General features: G+C 63.0%; 9 protein-coding genes, 2 tRNA genes, 2 rRNA genes and 1 riboswitch (1 of these 14 only partly in view). Of the genes, 5 read left to right on the forward strand and 8 right to left on the reverse strand.

Translation table 11 applies throughout. From position 1 onward, the window contains the following. From AABA84_RS03540 to AABA84_RS03555, 4 genes are all read right to left on the reverse strand, one after another. Positions 1-853: ribosomal RNA gene (locus tag AABA84_RS03540) — 23S ribosomal RNA — on the reverse strand; it reaches 1993 nt to the left of the window's first position. 414 nt (positions 854-1267) lie between these two features. After that, a tRNA-Ala gene (locus AABA84_RS03545) sits at positions 1268-1343 on the reverse strand. A 33-nt stretch (positions 1344-1376) separates the two neighbouring features. Next, positions 1377-1453 (reverse strand) — tRNA-Ile (locus AABA84_RS03550). 192 nt (positions 1454-1645) lie between these two features. After that, positions 1646-3134: ribosomal RNA gene (locus AABA84_RS03555) — 16S ribosomal RNA — on the reverse strand. Together the 16S and 23S rRNA genes with 2 tRNA genes alongside form the textbook arrangement of a ribosomal RNA operon. 999 nt (positions 3135-4133) lie before the next feature. On the opposite strand from AABA84_RS03555, the gene AABA84_RS03560 reads away from it, so the two are divergent. Together AABA84_RS03560 and AABA84_RS03565 are read left to right on the forward strand one after the other, a co-directional pair. Further along, positions 4134-6197, forward strand: coding sequence for a M23 family metallopeptidase (locus tag AABA84_RS03560; RefSeq protein WP_338311385.1), 2064 nt, complete (start codon positions 4134-4136; stop codon positions 6195-6197). 141 nt (positions 6198-6338) lie between these two features. Then, positions 6339-7958 carry a hypothetical protein gene (locus AABA84_RS03565; RefSeq protein WP_338311387.1) on the forward strand — a complete coding sequence of 540 codons (1620 nt, stop codon included), beginning with the start codon at positions 6339-6341 and terminating at the stop codon, positions 7956-7958. Positions 7959-8101: 143 nt separating this feature from the next. Here AABA84_RS03565 and clpB read toward each other — a convergent pair whose 3' ends face one another. Next, on the reverse strand, positions 8102-10741 hold the full coding sequence (gene clpB, locus AABA84_RS03570; protein WP_212247172.1) for an ATP-dependent chaperone ClpB: 2640 nt from the start codon (positions 10739-10741) through the stop codon (positions 8102-8104). Positions 10742-10980: 239 nt separating this feature from the next. On the opposite strand from clpB, the gene AABA84_RS03575 reads away from it, so the two are divergent. Continuing rightward, positions 10981-11769 carry an MOSC domain-containing protein gene (locus tag AABA84_RS03575; protein ID WP_212247173.1) on the forward strand — a complete coding sequence of 263 codons (789 nt, stop codon included), beginning with the start codon at positions 10981-10983 and terminating at the stop codon, positions 11767-11769. A 128-nt stretch (positions 11770-11897) separates the two neighbouring features. Here the strand turns inward: AABA84_RS03575 and AABA84_RS03580 are convergent, their stop codons facing one another. Further along, entirely contained in the window at positions 11898-12572 is a 675-nt protein-coding gene (locus tag AABA84_RS03580) for a TIGR02594 family protein (protein ID WP_338309664.1), read from the reverse strand. 215 nt (positions 12573-12787) lie between these two features. Between AABA84_RS03580 and AABA84_RS03585 the strand changes: the two genes are divergently transcribed. Continuing rightward, positions 12788-13651 (forward strand): alpha/beta fold hydrolase, encoded by an 864-nt coding sequence (locus tag AABA84_RS03585; protein ID WP_338311390.1) that lies wholly within the window; start codon positions 12788-12790, stop codon positions 13649-13651. Between the two features lie 114 nt (positions 13652-13765). Here AABA84_RS03585 and metW read toward each other — a convergent pair whose 3' ends face one another. After that, entirely contained in the window at positions 13766-14428 is a 663-nt protein-coding gene (gene metW / locus AABA84_RS03590) for a methionine biosynthesis protein MetW (protein WP_212247176.1), read from the reverse strand. Position 14429: 1 nt separating this feature from the next. Then, a complete protein-coding gene (metX, locus tag AABA84_RS03595; protein WP_271591322.1) occupies positions 14430-15626 on the reverse strand; it encodes a homoserine O-acetyltransferase MetX in 1197 nt (398 codons plus the stop codon). A gap of 91 nt (positions 15627-15717) precedes the next feature. Beyond that, positions 15718-15797, reverse strand: a riboswitch (SAM riboswitch). 158 nt (positions 15798-15955) lie between these two features. On the opposite strand from metX, the gene AABA84_RS03600 reads away from it, so the two are divergent. Then, complete coding sequence (locus tag AABA84_RS03600) at positions 15956-16804, forward strand: chorismate mutase (RefSeq protein WP_338311393.1); 849 nt, start codon at positions 15956-15958, stop codon at positions 16802-16804. Positions 16805-16817: the final 13 nt, after the last annotated feature.

A 16817-nucleotide genomic window follows, 5' to 3' on the forward strand; every position in this document is an offset into this window, starting at 1 on the left:
CCACAAGTCATCGGAGCCTTTTTCAACAGGCACCCGTTCGGTCCTCCAGTGAGTGTTACCTCACCTTCAACCTGCTCATGGCTAGATCACTAGGTTTCGGGTCTAATACAACGAACTTGACGCCCTATTCAGACTCGCTTTCGCTACGCCTTCGCCTATCGGCTTAAGCTTGCTCGTTAAATTAAGTCGCTGGCCCATAATACAAAAGGTACGATGTCACCCAGAACGTATCTTGGGCTCCATCTGTTTGTAGGTGTCCGGTTTCAGGTCTATTTCACTCCCCTCGTCGGGGTGCTTTTCACCTTTCCCTCACGGTACTGGTTCACTATCGGTCGCTGAGGAGTACTTAGGCTTGGAGGGTGGTCCCCCCGCGTTCAGACAGGATTTCACGTGTCCCGCCTTACTCGTGGATACATCATCGCATTACTCGTACGGGGCTATCACCCTCTGAGGCCCAGCTTTCCTGACTGGTTCCGATTGTCTTTGATGTATCACTGGCCTGGTCCGCGTTCGCTCGCCACTACTAACGGAGTCTCTGTTGATGTCCTTTCCTCCAGGTACTTAGATGTTTCAGTTCCCTGGGTTTGCTTGAAACCTCCTATGTATTCAGAAGTCTCATACCTTCTCTTGATAACCGGAAATCCAAAACCTCACGGTCAAGGATCGTTTGATTATCTCTCACAACCCCAAGACCAAGGTCTTGGAGTTCCGGCTATCGAAGGTGGGTTTCCCCATTCGGAAATCCATGGATCAAAGCTTCTTCGCAGCTCCCCACGGCTTATCGCAGCGTAGCACGTCCTTCATCGCCTCTCAGCGCCAAGGCATCCACCGAACACCCTTAAGGCACTTGATTGCTCTCATTATCAATGTCCACACACTCGGCAGAATGTTGTCTGCAGAACTGCCTTGCGGCACGCGCCCTCGATGAACGCTATCTGCAGCCGGACAATGATTAGAAAGACCAGCTTGCTTCGTAAGATCGTTCCGATAGCGAGGCGGTCAAGCTTCGCTAAAAGGATCATTTACAACTCGCCTGTCTCTCCAGAAGCAGCCTTGTGAGCTACCCTTGAAAGACGCACGAGCGCCGAAATGATCCGGAGATAATGAAGTCCCGCGTAGCAATTGCTTGCTGCACGATCCAACTCGGATCGATCTCCTCTTTACGATGTCAGAAATCACGCAACTTGCTGTCTATCCAGACTAGCAAGATGCGAAGTGATGTTTCGCGGACGATTTAGGTGCACGATCAGTCGATGATCAAACCATCTGGTGGAGCCAGACGGGATCGAACCGACGACCTCATGCTTGCAAAGCACGCGCTCTCCCAGCTGAGCTATGGCCCCGTAACCAGAAGACGAATGCTCACTCGATGAAAGTGGTGGGCCTGGGAAGACTTGAACTTCCGACCTCACGCTTATCAAGCGCGCGCTCTAACCAACTGAGCTACAAGCCCCTAACGCATATCCAGTCAAGGACCAGGGACTCTGCAAACCTGCAGCCCCAGCGCGTGTTCGTCCGCGAAGAAAGAGAAACGAAGACGGCGAAATCCCGCCAATGCAGCTCAACAATCCTGACGATTGTTGGCCACTGATGTTTCTAAAACGATCCGATAGTGAGCCGAAGCTCGCTGAAGGATCATCCTTAGAAAGGAGGTGATCCAGCCGCAGGTTCCCCTACGGCTACCTTGTTACGACTTCACCCCAGTCGCTGACCCTACCGTGGCCGGCTGCCTCCCTTGCGGGTTAGCGCACCGTCTTCAGGTAAAACCAACTCCCATGGTGTGACGGGCGGTGTGTACAAGGCCCGGGAACGTATTCACCGTGGCGTGCTGATCCACGATTACTAGCGATTCCAACTTCATGGGCTCGAGTTGCAGAGCCCAATCCGAACTGAGACGGCTTTTTGAGATTTGCGAAGGGTCGCCCCTTAGCATCCCATTGTCACCGCCATTGTAGCACGTGTGTAGCCCAGCCCGTAAGGGCCATGAGGACTTGACGTCATCCCCACCTTCCTCGCGGCTTATCACCGGCAGTCTCCTTAGAGTGCTCAACTAAATGGTAGCAACTAAGGACGGGGGTTGCGCTCGTTGCGGGACTTAACCCAACATCTCACGACACGAGCTGACGACAGCCATGCAGCACCTGTGTTCCAGGCTCCGAAGAGAAGGTCACATCTCTGCGACCGGTCCTGGACATGTCAAGGGCTGGTAAGGTTCTGCGCGTTGCGTCGAATTAAACCACATGCTCCACCGCTTGTGCGGGCCCCCGTCAATTCCTTTGAGTTTTAATCTTGCGACCGTACTCCCCAGGCGGAATGCTTAAAGCGTTAGCTGCGCCACTAGTGAGTAAACCCACTAACGGCTGGCATTCATCGTTTACGGCGTGGACTACCAGGGTATCTAATCCTGTTTGCTCCCCACGCTTTCGTGCCTCAGCGTCAGTATCGGGCCAGTGAGCCGCCTTCGCCACTGGTGTTCTTGCGAATATCTACGAATTTCACCTCTACACTCGCAGTTCCACTCACCTCTCCCGAACTCAAGATCTTCAGTATCAAAGGCAGTTCTGGAGTTGAGCTCCAGGATTTCACCCCTGACTTAAAGACCCGCCTACGCACCCTTTACGCCCAGTGATTCCGAGCAACGCTAGCCCCCTTCGTATTACCGCGGCTGCTGGCACGAAGTTAGCCGGGGCTTATTCTTGCGGTACCGTCATTATCTTCCCGCACAAAAGAGCTTTACAACCCTAGGGCCTTCATCACTCACGCGGCATGGCTGGATCAGGGTTGCCCCCATTGTCCAATATTCCCCACTGCTGCCTCCCGTAGGAGTTTGGGCCGTGTCTCAGTCCCAATGTGGCTGATCATCCTCTCAGACCAGCTACTGATCGTCGCCTTGGTGAGCCATTACCTCACCAACTAGCTAATCAGACGCGGGCCAATCTTTCGGCAATAAATCTTTCCCCGTAAGGGCTTATCCGGTATTAGCACAAGTTTCCCTGTGTTGTTCCGAACCAAAAGGTATGTTCCCACGCGTTACTCACCCGTCTGCCGCTGACGTATTGCTACGCCCGCTCGACTTGCATGTGTTAAGCCTGCCGCCAGCGTTCGCTCTGAGCCAGGATCAAACTCTCAAGTTGGACTTGAACTTTGAACCGGCTGATCACAACGTTTGACGAGGTCCCACCATTGTCGACCGAGATCGACTTGCTGCCTGCGATTCACATCGCGGGCAACGATGGTGTTTCCTTGAAAACGTGTACCGCCGAAGTCTTTCGTCCCCTCTCAGAACTCAAAAGCCGAAGCTCTTCAGTATCCGAGAGGCGCAAGGACTCCGCCGTCCACGTTTCTCTTTCTTCATCTTCACTTGTCAAACAGCCCGGGACCGTGGAGGCCCCAACCTTCCAGAGAGGAAGGGTTCCGACACCCTTACCGACGATGGATGAACTCCAATCGACTTACGTCGACTGTTGTGTCACTCAACAAGGTGAGGAGCATCAGTGGCGCGTTCGCTCGCCTTGGTCAGTGACCCGGCGGCGCCGCGCTCAGTGGTCGGGTTATAGGCCCCCGCACTCGGGATTGTCAACGGCCATTGTCAACAAATCGTCGCACGGTGGATTGTTGTAAAAAATCACACGATTCCAGCCGGTTAGCGGGACGCCGGTCGCGCGGGCCGGCCGCGTCCGGCAAAAAATCTGAAAAAAAGTTTGGCCCCAGGCGGGCTCCGGAGGGGCTCGGAAGGGGCTTCGGACACGGACTGCGGCGCCCCTCCAAGGGGGCCCCGCGCCGGGCCGTTCAGGAAACTTTTTCCCTGGTAGGCGCCGTACTAGAGCCACAATCCCGCGGCGTTCTGGTATGAGACAAGCTTGAATCGCAGGGATGCCAGTGGGGGCTGCCGGCGGTTTTCATGAGGTCAGAGGAAGGCATCTTGCAGATGACGCGGCCTTCCCCGGACATTCGAGAGACATCGAGAGAGCTTTTTCCGCCCTTCTGTTCGTAATTTCGGCCGGCCCCGTCGTGGGGCTTTCTGAGCGCGGACATCTGTGCGGCTTGCCTTTTCCCGGCAATCCCCCTTCAAGAGGGCGGCCTGGGACGAGGTTCGAAGCGGGCTTCTTGGGTCGTTGATTGGGGGACTTGGGTTGAGCCACAGGACATCACGCGGCGCTTACGGGCGTGAGACCGGGATCATCGATCTCGGCCACGAGCCGCCGCTGTCCGTCGATGGTTCCGAAGCCGCCGTGATCGACCGCCGCCGCGTCTCCGTGCAATGGTTCAGCGGGACAATCTTGACCGGACTCTGCGGCGCAGCCCTGATCGGCGGCGCCGTTTTCGCATCGCTCGACGGCGAGATGACCTTCGCCAAGGTGCCGGAGCGGGTCGAGGGCGCGCTGCGCGGTGCATTCGGCGCCGCCGATCGCGCCGCCACCCTGCACAAGAGCGACCGCCTGCCGCCGCCGAGCGAATCCTCGGCGTCCCGCAACATCGTGCGCGTCTCCACGGTCGCCCGCGTCGGCAACCGCGACGTGATGCGGGTGCGTCCCTTCGTCCGGATCGCCGGCAATCTGTCGATGACGACGAGCGACCTGTCGGCGAAGATCCCGCCGTTCAACGCCCAGCGCCTGCTCACCGACGTCGGCTCCGATCCGAAGACCGCATCCGACGATCCCAACAATCCCGAAGCGGTCGAGCCCGACGCCGAAGTGTCCTTCGTCACCAAGGACCTGTCGCCGGTGCTGCCGAAAGCCAAGATTTCCGCGGTGGTGGCGCTCGACGACATCCTGATGCGGGTGCGCGACGCCGCCAACTGGCGCGGCAATGGCGGAGTGCGCTACGCCTCGCTCGCCAATGCCGCAGCCGACGTCTCCGGCGCGACCGGCCCGTCCGACATCCGAAGCGCCTACGCCGCCGAAGCCTCGCCCTCCGATCCCTATGCCGGCTTCGAGACGCGCGTGGTGCCGGAAAACGTCACGCTGCTGCCCAAGACCAAGGAGCAGATCACCGGCGGCAATCCCAACGGCGAACGCGTCCATCTGGTCAAGAAGGGCGACAGCGTCGCCTCGGTGCTGCGCGATCTCGGCGCGAACGCCGACGAGATCAAGGCGATCGCCGCAACGCTCGGCCCCCGCGGCCGCGACGGCGGCCTCAAGGAGGGCGAGAAGCTCCGCATCCTGATGGCGCCGGCGAGCCCCGGCGCCCGCCTCCAGCCCTACCGCGTCGTCGTCGCCAACGAGACCATGGTCGAGGCGATCGCGGCGCTGTCCGATCTCGGCAAATACGTCGCGGTCGACGTCTCCAGCATGAACACCGTCGCCGATGCCGCCGCCAGCGCCAGCAGCGACGACGACGATGATGACGACGGCTCCGGCGTGCGGCTCTACCAGAGCATCTACGAGACCGCGATGCGCAACAAAGTGCCGATGCCCGTCATCGACGACATGATCAAGATCTACTCCTACGACGTCGATTTCCAGCGCAAGGTGCAGCCGGGCGATTCATTCGACGTGTTCTACGCCGGCGAGGACGAGGGCGTGACGTCGAGCGAAAAGAACGACGTGCTGTTCGCCTCCCTCACCGTCGGCGGCGAGACCAAGAAATACTACCGCTACCAGAGCCCCGACGACGGCGTCGTCGACTACTACGACGAGACCGGCAAGAGCGCGAAGAAGTTCCTGGTCAGAAAGCCGGTCAATAACGCCATCATGCGCTCCGGCTTCGGCGGCCGCCGCCACCCGATCCTCGGCTTTGTGAAGATGCACACCGGCGTCGACTGGGCCACCGCCTACGGCACGCCGATCTTCGCCTCCGGCAACGGCGCGATCGAGAAGGCCGGCCCCGAGGGCGGCTACGGCAAATACATCCGCATCAAGCACAACAACGGCTACGAGACGGCCTACGGCCACATGTCGGCCTTTGCCAAGGGCATGGAAGTCGGCAAGAAGGTGCGGCAGGGCCAGGTGATCGGCTTCGTCGGATCATCCGGCATGTCGACCGGCCCGCACGTCCACTACGAGATCCTGGTCAACGGCCGCTTCGTCGACCCGATGCGCGTGAAGCTGCCGCGCGGCCGTTCGCTCGAGGGCCCGATGCTCGCGGGCTTCGAGAAGGAGCGCGACCGGCTCGACGGCATGATGAGCGGCCGAGGCGGCGCCATCGCCCGCATGTCGGATGCGACCGGCGGCCCGTTGCAGGTCAGCAACCGCTAATTGCAACCGACCTGAGATCTCCAAACACGGTCCGAATTCGACGTTCCCGCGCGAGGCTGCTTCGCGGCGTCACAATTTCAAGTTTCGTTTGCCAAAGCGGCGCCAGGAGCGAATACTTTCCAAAAAACGGGAGGTCTCGCCATGACGAACAGGCTCGCCTGCGCAGCCTTTTTTGCTGCGTTTTTCGCAACCACGAGCGCATTCGCCGAGACCTGGGAGGTCACCAGGCTGGTCCAGGGTTCGGCATTCCATGGCGTGCATGGACTCGGCATCGACAAGGCTGGCCATCTGTTCGCCGGCAGCGTCGCCGGCGCGGCGCTCTACGAGGTCGACATATCAGGCGGCACCGCCAAGGTTGCAATCCCCTCTCCGATCGGAATGGCCGACGACATCGCGTTCGCGCCCGACGGCACCATGGCCTGGACCGGATTCCTGACCGGCGATCTCTATGCGCGCAAGGGCGACGGCCCGATCAAGAAGCTCGCATCCGGCCTTCCCGGCATCAACTCGCTCGCCTTCCGCAAGGACGGCAGGCTCTACGCCACCACCGTCTTCCTCGGCGACACGCTCTATGAGATCGACGTCGAGGGCGTCAAACCGCCGCGCCAGATCATGGAGAAGATGGGCGGCCTCAACGGCTTCGAGTTCGGTCCCGACGACAAGCTCTATGGTCCGCTCTGGTTCAAGGGCCAGGTCGCGAAAGTCGACGTCGACAAGGCCGAGCTGACCGTCGTCGCCGACGGCTTCAAGGTCCCGGCCGCGGTGAACTTCGATTCCAAGGGCAATCTCTTCGTGGTCGACACCGCGCTCGGCCAGCTCGTCCGGGTCGATCCCAAATCGGGCGCCAAGACCCTGGTCGCGCAACTGAAGCCGTCGCTGGACAATCTCGCGATCGACGACAAGGACCGCATCTACGTCTCCAACATGGCCGACAACGGCATCCAGGAGGTCGATCCCGCGACCGGTCAGGCCAAGCAGATCATCATTGGCAAGCTCGCTTTGCCCGGTGGCATCGGCGTCACCTCGGAGAACGGCAAGGATACGATCCACCTCGCCGACGTGTTCGCCTATCGCACGGTGGACGGCGCGACCGGCGAGGTCACCGAAAAGGCGCGCATGCACGCCGCCGACACCACGCTGGAATATCCGATGAGCGCGACGGCGAAGGGCAACGATGTGGTGCTGTCGAGCTGGTTCACCGGCACGGTGCAGGTGATCGACGCCAAGACCGGCGCGACGCGCGACATGCTGCACGACTTCAAGGCGCCGCACGACGCGATCGTGCTCGCCGACGGCAGCATTTTGGTCGCCGAGCTCGGCACCAAGTCGCTCGTCAAGGTGAGCGGTGAGCACGGCAAGGATCGCACCACGCTGATCGGCGACCTCGAGGGCCCGGTCGGGCTCGTCCGTGGCCAGACCGATGAAGTCTACGTCACCGAAGCCTTTTCGGGCATCGTCTCCAAAATCGACAGCAATGGCGGAAAGACCGTGGTCGCCAAGGAGCTGAAAATGCCCGAAGGCATCGCGCGCGGGAACGACGGCAAGCTCATCGTGGCGGAAGTCGGCGCCAAACGGCTGATCGAGATCGCGCCGGAAACCGGCAAGGTCACCGAGATCGCCGCCAATCTCCCGATCGGCCTCGCGGGCGCTCCCGGCGGGCTGCCGACGAACATTCCGACGGGCGTGGCGATCGGTGCGACGGGGGTGATCTATTTCACCTCGGACGTCGAGAACGCGATCTACAAGGTGGTGAAGAAATAGCGTCTGATCCCCACCGCGTTAGCTAAAGCGGGATGCTGCGCACCTTTTCGGACCACGCTTTTGCCAGCGCCCCCCAAAAAAACGCCCCGGAGAGGCTGGCCTCTCCGGGGCGGCTTATCGTTTCAGGCTTCGAGCGCCCGCGCTCAGTTCAGCTTCCGCTTCGCCGCCGGCGCCTCGAACTGGGTGATCTCGGCGGTCTGTGGTGCCTTGCCGTTGAAGGTCAGCACGTTGCCTTCGGACGAGATCGCGACACTGTCGCCGTCCCTGACGTCGCCGGCCAGGATCATCTCGGCGAGCGGGTCCTGGACGTGACGCTGGATCACGCGCTTGAGCGGCCTTGCGCCGTAGGCGGGGTCCCAGCCCTTGGCGGCGAGCCAGTCGCGGCCGGCAGCGTCGAGCGTCAGCACGATCTTGCGGTCGGTCAAGAGCTTCTGCAGCCGCGCGAACTGGATCTCGACGATCCGGCCCATCTCGCTCCGCTGCAGGCGGTGGAACAGGATGATCTCGTCGACGCGGTTGAGGAATTCGGGGCGGAAATGCCCGCGCACCATTCCCATCACCTGCTCGCGCACGGCGGAAGTGTCCTCGCCCTCCGGCTGGTTCACCAGGAATTCCGAACCGAGGTTCGAGGTCATGATGATCAGCGTGTTGCGGAAGTCGACGGTGCGGCCCTGGCCGTCGGTCAGGCGGCCGTCGTCGAGCACCTGCAACAGGACGTTGAAGACGTCGGGATGCGCCTTCTCGATCTCGTCGAACAGCACCACCTGGTAGGGCCGGCGCCGCACCGCTTCGGTGAGCGCGCCGCCCTCGTCATAGCCGACATAGCCCGGAGGCGCGCCGATCAGCCGCGAGACCGAGTGCTTCTCCATGTATTCGGACATGTCGAGGCGGACCATCGCGGTCTCGTCGTTGAACAGGTACTCCGCGAGCGCCTTGGTCAGCTCGGTCTTGCCGACGCCGGTAGGGCCTAAGAACATGAAGGAGCCCGTGGGGCGGTTCGGGTCCTGCAGGCCCGCGCGCGAGCGGCGCACGGCGGTTGCGACCGCACGCACGGCCTCGGCCTGGCCGACGACGCGGGTGCCGAGCTGCTCCTCCATCTTCAGGAGCTTTTCCTTCTCGCCCTCCAGCATCTTGTCGACGGGCACGCCGGTCCAGCGCGAGACCACCTGCGCGATGTGGTTGGCGGTGACCGCCTCCTCCATCATCTCGCCGGAGCCTTCACGTGCCTCGATATCCGCAAGCTGCTTCTCGAGCTGCGGGATCCGGCCATAGGCCAGCTCGCCGGCCTTCTGGAATTCCCCGCGACGCTGGGCGTCGGCGAGATCGACGCGCAGGGCGTCCAGCTCCGACTTCAGCTTCTGGGCGTTGGAGAGCTTGTTCTTCTCCGCACTCCAGCGCGCCGTCAGCGCCGCAGATTTTTCCTCGAGTTCGGCCAGCTCCTTCTGGAGCGCCTCGAGACGGGACTTGGAGCCGGGGTCGCTTTCCTTCTTCAGAGCTTCCTGCTCGATCTTGAGCCGGATGATCTCGCGGTCGAGCGAATCCAGCTCTTCCGGCTTGGAATCGACCTGCATCTTCAGCCGCGCCGCGGCCTCGTCCATCAGGTCGATCGCCTTGTCGGGCAGGAAGCGGTCGGTGATGTAACGGTTGGACAGCGTCGTCGCCGCGACAAGCGCGGAATCCGTGATCCGCACGCCATGGTGCTGCTCGTACTTGTCCTTGAGGCCGCGCAGGATCGAGATGGTGTCCTCGACCGAGGGCTCGCTGACGAAGATCGGCTGGAAGCGCCGCGCCAGCGCGGCGTCCTTTTCGACATGCTTCTGGTATTCGTCGAGCGTGGTCGCGCCGATGCAGTGCAGCTCGCCGCGGGCGAGCGCGGGCTTGAGCAGGTTGGAGGCGTCCATCGCGCCGTCGCCCTTGCCGGCGCCGATCAGCGTGTGCATCTCGTCGATGAACAGGACGAAAGTGCCCTCGCTCCCGGTCACTTCCTGGAGCACGGCCTTCAGCCGCTCCTCGAACTCACCGCGGTATTTTGCACCCGCGATCAGCGCGCCGAGGTCGAGCGACAGCAGCTTCTTGTCCTTCAGGCTCTCCGGCACGTCGCCGTTGACGATGCGCAGCGCGAGGCCTTCGGCGATGGCGGTCTTGCCGACGCCGGGCTCGCCGATCAGGACGGGATTGTTCTTGGTCCGGCGCGACAGCACCTGGATGGTGCGGCGGATCTCCTCGTCGCGGCCGATGACCGGATCGAGCTTGCCGTCGCGCGCCGCCTGGGTGAGGTCGCGGGCGTATTTCTTCAGCGCATCGTACGCGTTCTCGGCGGTGGCCGAGTCTGCGGTGCGGCCCTTGCGCAGGGCCTCGATCGCCGCATTGAGGTTTTGCGGGGTGACACCGCCCTTGGCCAGGATGGTGCCGGCCTCGCTGGTCTTCTCCAGCGTCAGGCCGAGCAGCAGCCGCTCGACGGTGACGAAGCTGTCGCCGGCCTTCTCGCCGGCCTTTTCGGCGGCATCAAAAGTACGGGCGAGCTCGGGCGCCAGATAGATCTGCCCGGCGCCACCGCCACTGACCTTCGGCACCTTGCCAAGGGCATCCTCGGTCGCCTTCAGAATTGCACGGGAATTGCCGCCGGCGCGGTCGATCAGACCGGCAGCCAGCCCCTCATTGTCGTCCAGGAGGACCTTGAGCACGTGCAGGGTGGAAAACTGCTGATGTCCCTCGCGCACCGCAAGCGACTGCGCTGACTGGACGAAGCCCCTGGAGCGTTCGGTATATTTGTCGATATTCATCTTTTCTGTCCCTCGGCCTGCCCCTGGAGCCCTCTAAGGCACTCCAAACGGCATCTTCATTGGGTTTCCGATTACCGCATTGACGTTTCTCAACCGGTAACGGTCATGTTTTGCCGACGTTGCCGCCGGCCTGAGGCAGATGTGGGAAGCAGGTTGCAGATGCGAAAGAGGCCAGTTCACAATTTCGTGCGCTGGCCCGCCGGCTTGGCGGGGCCGGATCGAATCCCTTAAGTAACGGCATGACAGTCAGCCACACTGCCGAAATCACCGGCCTTTACCGCTACCCGATCAAGGGCCTGACGCCGGAGTCCCTGCGCCGCGCCCCCTTGCGGACGGGCCAGACCCTGCCCGCCGACCGCCGCTACGCCATCGAGAACGGCCCGAGCGGCTTTGATCCCGAGCGACCCGAGTGGAAGCCGAAAATCCAGTTTCTGATGCTCGCGCGCAATGAGCGGCTTGCCGAGCTCGACAGCCGGTTCGACGACGCCACCAATGTCCTGACCATCCGCAGGGACGGCCAGATCGTCGCCAGCGGCGATCTCGAGACCGCGGCCGGGCGCGCCACCATCGAGAGTTATTTCAGCGAGAACTTTCAGCCGGAGTTGAAGGGCCCGCCCAAAATCCTGTCAGGCCGCTGCCACAGCTTCTCCGACGTCGCCCGCAAGGTGGTCTCCATCATCAATCTCGGCAGCGTCCGCGCCATCGAGACCATGCTGGGCGGCGCTGCCGTGCATCCGCTGCGCTTCCGCGCCAATCTCTACGTGAAGGGCTGGCCGGCCTGGTCGGAGCTCGATCTCGTCGGCCAGACGCTCGCGATCGGCGCGGTGCGGCTGAAGGTGGTCAAGCGCATCGTCCGCTGCCCGGCCACCAATGTCGACCCGGTGACGGCCAAGCGCGATCTCGAGATACCGCCGACACTCTCGCGCAACCTCGGCCACATGGACTGCGGCATCTATGCCGAGGTGATCGAAGGTGGCGAGATCGGCGTCGGCGATGCGGTTGCGGTGGAAGAGCCGAAGCTGGTGTGAGCTTCGTAGGGTGGGTTAGCCGAAGGCGTAACCCACCCTGTCTGTCACCGCAGAAACAGAAGAGGTGGGTTACGCCAGCGGACCGCGCTTCGCGCGACCGCTAGCTAACCCACCCTACGCGCCTCACCTCAATTCGGCATCACATAGGCGTAGATCCGGCCGCGCGAGACCGGCGCTTCGCGGACGCGATTGCCGTTGTTGCCGGAGATCATGATCGGATTGCCCTGCGCGTCGACGCCGGTGATGATGCCGACATGACCGCCGCGGCGGCCGCGCGACATCACCGCGATGGCGCCGACCTGCGGACCGGAGACACGGGTGCCGTAACGCGCGAACGAGCTCGCCATGTCGGAGCCCGAACTCTTATGGCCGGTGTGCTCCAGCACCATGTTCATGAAGCGCGCGCACCACAGGCTGCCGCGCCCGGTCGGGTTGCCGCCGACATAGCGGCGCGCCTCGGACACCAAGCTCGATCCGCCGCCGAAGCCGCCGCTATTGGCCATTGCGGTGTTAGCCATAGCGGCATGGGCCATGCCGCCGCTGTTGGCGTTCGGATCATAGCTCGCCTGGGTGTCCGCGAATCCGCCCGCCTGCAATTGCGCCGCGCTGCGCTCGAAGCGCGAGCTGCGGGCATGGTGGCGGTAATGATGATGCCTGGCGTGGTGCACGTAAGCGTGCCGCTCTGCGCTATGACGATGATGCGGCCGCGCTGAGGCCGGAGAAACCAATGCGGCAACCGCCGCGAACAAAATCGCCAGCGCGACAACACAACGCGACAGGCGAGACGCAAACAACTCAAACATTCTTCATCCTTCGTTGACACCCCACTTCCCAATCGGCCCGTGCAACGGCCGACATCGGTCTGGCCGTTAAGCCGCCCGATGTGGCGAGAAAAAGACGCCGCGCCGGTGAATAGCTGCGATGATTTTGCGCCGATACTGGATTGAGGCTGCCGCATTGCCGACAACAGCATTAACTGCAATCCTGCAAAGGCGGCTTTAAGAGAGGGAAACGGTTAATGCCCCACGCCACGACCAGGGACGACGTCCGCATCTATTTCGAAGAAGCGGGCCGGGGAACGCCAATCATTTTTCTGCACGAGTTCGCGGCCGACCACACCAATTGGGAGCCGCAGATGCGCTACTTCTCGCGCGGCCACCGTTGCATCACCTATTCGGCGCGCGGCTACACGCCGTCGGACGTGCCTGAGGGCGAGGTCTACACCTACACGCATTTCTACACCGACGCGCTCGCCGTGCTCGATCATCTCGGAATCGAGCGCGCCCATCTGGTCGGCCTGTCGATGGGCGCTTATTCCTCGCTGCAGATCGGATTGAACGCGCCGCAGCGCGCGCTGTCGATGACGCTGGCCGGCGTCGGCTCCGGCTCGGAGATCGAGAACCTGGAGGCCTGGCGCAAGCAGTGCCGCGCCAATGCCGAGCAATTCGAGACGCTGGGCTCCGCCGAGGTCGCAAAGGTCACGCGCGAGGCGCCGAGCCGGATTCCCTTCCTGGTGAAGGACCCGCGCGGCCATGCCGATTTCTATGCCGCGCTGGCGCGCCACGATTCCAAGGGATCGGCGCGCACGATGCGCGGCTTCCAGGGCGGCCGCCCCTCGATCTACACGATGACGGACGCAATCAAGCGCGCATCGACGCCGGCGCTGATCATCTGCGGCGACGAGGACGATCCGTGCGTCGGGCCGAGCCTGTTCCTGAAGCAGCATCTGCCCACGGCGGGGCTGGCGATGTTTCCGAAGTCCGGCCACGTGCTCAATCTCGAGGAGCCCGCGCTGTTCAACGAGAGCGTGGAGCGGTTCGTGACGCTGGTGGAAGCCGGGCGATGGCCGGTGCGCGATCCGCGATCGCTGGCTCTACACTAGCTGTCATTCCGGGATGCGCCGAAGGCGCAGGCCCGGAATCCATCGGGCTGCGGCGTTGTTGCACGATGGATTCCGGGCTCGCGCTACGCGCGCCCCGGAATGACGCCTACGGCGTCACTTCCCCCCGCCCCGGCTGAGCAAGAACACCGCCTGCTCGCCGAACATGTTCCACACCCACCAGGGCAGGTTCAGCGGCACCGGGCGGCCGTAGAGATCGAGCGCGACCGAGCGCTCCATCTTGACGTTGATCTCGTCGCAGAGCTGCACGAAATCCTTGATGGTGCAGAAATGGATGTTGGCGGTGTCGTACCAGGTCGCCGGCAAATTCTCGGTGCGCGGCATGTGGCCGCCGATCAGGAGCTGGAGCCGCATCTTCCAGAAGCCGAAATTCGGGAACGAGACGATGGCGCGGCGGCCGATGCGCAGCAGATTCTCCAGCACCACCCTCGGCTGCCGCGTCGCCTGCAGCGTCTGCGACAGGATCACGTAGTCGAAGGCGTCGTCGGGATAATTGACGAGGTCGGTGTCGGCGTCGCCCTGCACCACCGCAAGGCCCTTGGCGACGCAGCGGTTGACGCCCTCGCGCGACAGCTCGATGCCGCGGCCGTCGATGCCGCGGGTCTCCAGCAGCTGAAGCAGGTCGCCCTCGCCGCAGCCGACGTCGAGCACTTTCGAACCCGGCTTGACCATGTCGGCGACCAGCAGATGGTCGGCGCGAAACTGACCGGACGATCCGGTCGCAAGGCCGCCCAGCGGCAATACTTCCTGCACAGACATGCTAGCCATCCTTCAGTCCACGCGCCTTGCCCGCCGATTGCAGGAAGGCGCGGGAGATATCGAAGAATTCGGGGACGTCGAGCAGGAAGGCGTCGTGGCCGCGATCGGTCTCGATCTCGGCGAACGACACCCGTGCGCTCGACGCATTCAGCGCGTGCACCAGCGCGCGCGATTCCGAGGTCGGAAACAGCCAATCGCTGGTGAAGGAGACCACGCAGAAGCGGGTCGCAATTTCCGCGAACGCCTTCGCGAGCACGCCGCCATGGTCGGCGGCGATGTCGAAATAGTCCATCGCACGCGTCAGATAGAGATAGGCGTTGGCGTCGAAGCGCTCGACGAAGGACGAGCCCTGGTAGCGCAGATAGGACTCGACCTGGAAGTCGGCGTCGAACGAGAAGGTCGGCAGCTCGCGGTCCTGCATGCGCCGGCCGAACTTGCGATGCAGCGCTGCGTCCGAGAGATAGGTGATGTGCGCCGCCATCCGCGCCACCGCGAGCCCGCGATGCGGATGGATGCCATGATCGGCATAGCCGCCGCCGTGCCAGTCGGGATCGGCCATCACGGCCTGGCGGCCGAGCTCGTGGAAGGCGATGTTCTGCGCCGAGTGCCGCGTCGAGCAGGCGATCGCCAGCGCGGAGAACACGCGGCCCGGATAGGCCGCGGTCCATTGCAGCACCTGCATGCCGCCCATCGAGCCGCCGACGACCGCGAACAGCGTGTCGATGCCGAGCCGGTCGACCAGCATCGCCTGCGCACGCACCATGTCGGGGATGGTGATGACGGGGAAATCGAGGCCCCAGACCTTGCCGGTGGAAGGATTGATCGAGGCCGGCCCGGTCGAGCCCATGCAGCCGCCGATCACGTTGGAGCAAATGATGAAGTAGTGCTTGGGATCTATGGGTCGGCCGGGGCCGACCAGCGTCTCCCACCAGCCGGGCTTGCCGGTGACGGGATGCACATTGGCGACATGCTGATCGCCGGTCAGCGCATGGCAGATCAGCACCGCGTTGGAGCGATCGGCGTTGAGCTCGCCATAGGTCTGGTAGGCGATCTGGAACGGGGTGAGATCGACGCCGCAATCGAGCCGCAGCGGCTGCTCGGCGCCGAAATGCGCGATCTGCGAGCTTGGATGATCCACCTCGTGCGACCGCTCGTCGGCGCTGATCGCAGGACTCGGTATCGACTTGACGCCACCCATCTGACCATCGACCTCGTTTGCGATCAAACGCGTGATCGCCACTTGCATCAGGCCATGAAAAACCCGGCCTGAACGATAGGTTCGGCCGGGATCGGAAGCGTCCCCGGCCTGTTTAGCGAGTTTTTTAACGTGGCTGCAAGCCGGCCGGCTCAAATGACCACGGAACGGGCAAAAGCTACCGTCTTGGGCGGTTTTCGTCAAGTCGCGGCCCGGATCGACCAAATTCGCCTGCTACGCCGTCGGCGGAAAGCAGCGTCATTTCTCTTTGCTTTCGCGGCCCCGACTGCCTAATCAGGGCATCCCCCCATCGGAACGATCGACAGCCAGATATGTCCCAACGTCCGCCCGCGCCACCATCGCTGCAGGAACTGCGCAAGGAGATCGACGCGATCGACGCGGAGATGCATCGCCTGCTGATGGCCCGCGGCGACATCATCGACCGCCTGATCCAGGTGAAGCAGACCCAGGAGGTCGGCTCGGCGTTCCGCCCGGCGCGCGAGGCCGCCATGATGCGCGAGATCGTGCAGCGCCATCGCGGCATCCTGCCGCTCGACACGGTCGAGAGCATCTGGCGCGTCATCATCTCGACGTTCACTTACGTGCAGGCGCCGTTCTCCGTGCATGCCGACATCTCGGCGAGCGAGCCGGCGATGCGCGATTCCGCGCGCTTCCATTTTGGCTTCACCGTGCCTTACGTCGCGCATTTCAGCGCGCAGGCCGCGGTCGAGGCGGTGGCGAAATCCAAGGGCGATCTGGCGCTGGTCTCGGCAACATCCAGCCGCACACCCTGGTGGCTCTCGCTGGAGGAGACCGGTGCGCCAAAAATCATCGCGCGGATGCCCTTCGTCGAGCGCGCCGACCATCCGGCGGCACTGCCGGTGTTCGCGATCTCGCGCGTCGCCGACAGCGCCCTGGTGACGGAGGTCGAGACCTTCAGCGTGCGCGTGTCCGGCTGGAACGCCGAGGTCGCGCGCGCCCTGTCGCCGCTTGCCGAGATCGTGGCGGTGCCCGATACCGCCTTCGACGGCGCGGCGCTGCTGGTCTCGGTCACGAGCGCGACCAGCATCGACAAAATCAGGGCTGCCCTGATCGAGGCGGGGGCCTCGGTACGCTCCACGGCTCTCGTCGGCAGCCACGCAACGCGCTATACGGTGCCCCCGACCGGGGCGAAATCGTAAACCACGCGCCGCG

Source organism: Bradyrhizobium sp. TM239 (assembly GCF_036247985.1).
Lineage (GTDB): Bacteria > Pseudomonadota > Alphaproteobacteria > Rhizobiales > Xanthobacteraceae > Bradyrhizobium > Bradyrhizobium ottawaense.